Raw genomic sequence first — 2,764 nt, 5'->3', positions numbered from 1 at the left:
GGAAGACACTGCTTTTGCACGAGGATCCCGAGTTGGCAGGAAGAGAAAAACGGACGCGACATCTTCCTATCACTTTGTAAACAATCAGCCTCCGTGGGCATGGGACTATCTTGCGCTAGACAATCCTGGGTGCGACGTGCCGGGTCTTCTCATACCTCCGTGGAACGAAAACTGTTTTCTCCAATGCTGCGCCATTCACGATTTGTGCTATTACAATAAACGCTTCCTTGATGGAATTCCCTGTCGAGCGACCTCCTGGCTTCGGATGCTCGATCCATGCTCGTGGTGCGGGAAGTGCAATCGAGAAGTAATCGGCTGCTGGGTGGCATGTCTTCTAGGACTTGGCGGTGAAGGAGGGCCCATGTGGTTCTGTCCGAATGGGCCCCATGCGGGTACCATGTATTACGAGTGGGAATCAATTCCTGCCTCCTGCTGGGAGAGCGGAGAAAAGCCCTCTGAGCCTTGACGGTCCGGGGCAATAGGACCGGCAACAGTCGTGTTGCGGATAAGCGACATGGAAGATGTTGAGCCATTGTAGCGGCGAGCCTTGTCGCTGGATACCAGCAACAGACAGCGGCGCGCCGGAAAAGTGTGCAGGTCGAACCAGTGTGACATCGTAGGACGCTATAACACAGTCGTCCACGAAGCAGATCGCGTCGGAGACTGATGTGCAATGTATCGTATTCCGACAAAAGCGGTGCGCCAGGTCCTGACCATCCTGACCGGGATCACGCTTGTGTGCGGGTGTGTGGCTCATGAGGCCGGACGGCATCAAGTACCGAGCATCCGATTGAAGTTGATGAAAAGAGGCATGAGCCCAGAAGAGGTGCGGGACGTGCTCGGAGTGGCTGGAAGACACGAGTTCTTGGTGCGTAGGGCAGGGGTGACGGTTCGTTGTTCGAGTGTCCTTGTCTCTCCGGCACACTATCGGCTGTATTGCGTGTTCACCAACGAGAGGTTGGAGAAGGTTGTTCTTCGGCCTCGATACCCGCACGAAATCGGGGAGCAGGAGACCGTACGGCAAAAGTTCCAAGCTGTGTGGCTATCGCACGACCCGTGGGACCGTGTGAAGGTCGTGATGGATGCGACCAACATTCTCTCGGATGAGGGCATTCGTGTGCTCCGCTCATGGAGCCGGAGCGCTGGCGGATACAAGGATCTTCCGGGGTTTATAACCGCTTGGCTTATAGCGGCGCCGGTAGCAGTTCCTCGCGATGTGGTCATGAGCCTGCAGTACGGTGAGTTGCTCCGGAAGTATGATCCGGGATCGATAGAGCTTGGAACGGCGCGTGAAGAGGTTGAGAGAATATACGGCAGTGCCAAGGTCTGCGACGCGGAGGGCAGGTGTGCGTTGATGTGCTATTACGGAGACGATCAGTGGGGTGCATATGATCCGGAGCTGTGGGTGTTGGTCGGCTTCGATTGTGACAGTGTCGTCGCAGTATTTGGAGGAGATTTTCTCAACTGGCCGCGACTCGAGGAGCTTTTGCGAGAGAAAGGTGCCGGCGGAGGCTCGCGATCAGCCGAGTAGCGAACAGAAGCCATCCGCAAAAGCGCGGAGCGCCGTGCGGGAGAGACTGTATTGGCATTGGGACTACAACAGGTCTCAGCTTACATTATTCATGTCGCGTGCGAATTGTCGCCTACCCAAGGAACAGCATTGGTGGCGACGGTGGTGGCGACATGCCAGCAGACCCCGGTGGGAGGTGAGGTTTGGGGGGGCGGCCTAAGAGGGAGCGACCTGGCGCGAGGATGCGGTTTAGGGATGCGGCTGATTATGTGGTGCAAGGGCTGGCGGAGGTGTGAGAAGTCGAGCGCATTCTGCAAAGGGCGGGCCAGGTGGTGGAGGAGTACCGTTAGTGTCTGCTGGACGTGTGGTATCCGGATCCGGCGTTCTATCCGCCCCAGGGGCGGACGGTGGCGATGATGCTGGGACAGGGACGGATGGGGGAGCTGCGTGGGCGATCAGGGTCAGTGGAGGTACTGGCTGATGCATTGGAGTGAGTGAGGGGAAACCACCGAGGCGCGGAGAACACAGAGGTGTCACAGAGGTGGGGACAGGCTGGGAGCCTGTGAAGGCGCGGGTGCGGCTTTTTGGGCCCTGTGTTTGCCGGAGGCGGTGGCAGAGCCTTGCTGGCCACTGACGCCGGCTGTATAGTTGGAGCTTAGAGAACCGGCTGACGAGGGTGATGAGCTACGGCGCGACAGACCAGGGCAGTTGGCGACGGGTGGAGTGGGAGTACGACCCTTGGGGTCGGCGGGTGCGGCAGACGTCGTACGTCTTGAGCAACGGAATGTGGCAGGTGGTGGAGGACGTGAAGTTCGTGAGCGATCCTGAGCTGTTCGGTCGGCACGTGGCGGAGTTGAACGCCACCAACAACAGCTTGGTGCGTGCGTACATCTGGGGCTTGGACGTGTCGGAAACACTCGACGGCGCCGGTGGTGTCGGTGGGCTGTTGTGGGTTCGGATGGCCACCGGTCCTGCTGCAGGCACCCACTTCGTCACCTACGACGGCAACGGGAATCTGTGGAACCTGGTTTCGGCGTCCACCGGCACTGAAACCGCCTGCTACGAATACGGTCCCTTTGGCGAACCCCTCCGCCTGAGCGGCCCTGCGGCCCGTACCAATCCCTTCCGTTTCTCCACCAAGCGCACCGAGGACTTCACCAGCTTGGTCCTGTACGAATACCGCGCATACAGTCCCACGCTTGGCCGGTGGTTGAGCAGGGACCCTATAGAGGAAGCTGGTGGACTGGGCTCGGG

Annotated in this window: 2 protein-coding genes; both read left to right on the top strand. The window is 59.1% G+C overall.

Translation table 11 applies throughout. The features are described from left to right. Positions 1 to 799: 799 nt before the first annotated feature. Positions 800 to 1,531, top strand: a complete 732-nt coding sequence (locus ACPDIX_RS14950) for a hypothetical protein (RefSeq protein WP_423432605.1) — start codon at positions 800 to 802, stop codon at positions 1,529 to 1,531. A 658-nt stretch (positions 1,532 to 2,189) separates the two neighbouring features. Further along, positions 2,190 to 2,764: RHS repeat-associated core domain-containing protein (locus tag ACPDIX_RS14945; RefSeq protein ID WP_423432604.1), on the top strand; the 575-nt coding region annotated here is incomplete at its 3' end.

It is taken from the genome of Limisphaera sp. 4302-co (assembly GCF_049537155.1).
In the GTDB taxonomy this organism is placed as follows: domain Bacteria; phylum Verrucomicrobiota; class Verrucomicrobiia; order Limisphaerales; family Limisphaeraceae; genus Limisphaera.
This window is presented reverse-complemented; position numbering and strand designations above follow the sequence as displayed.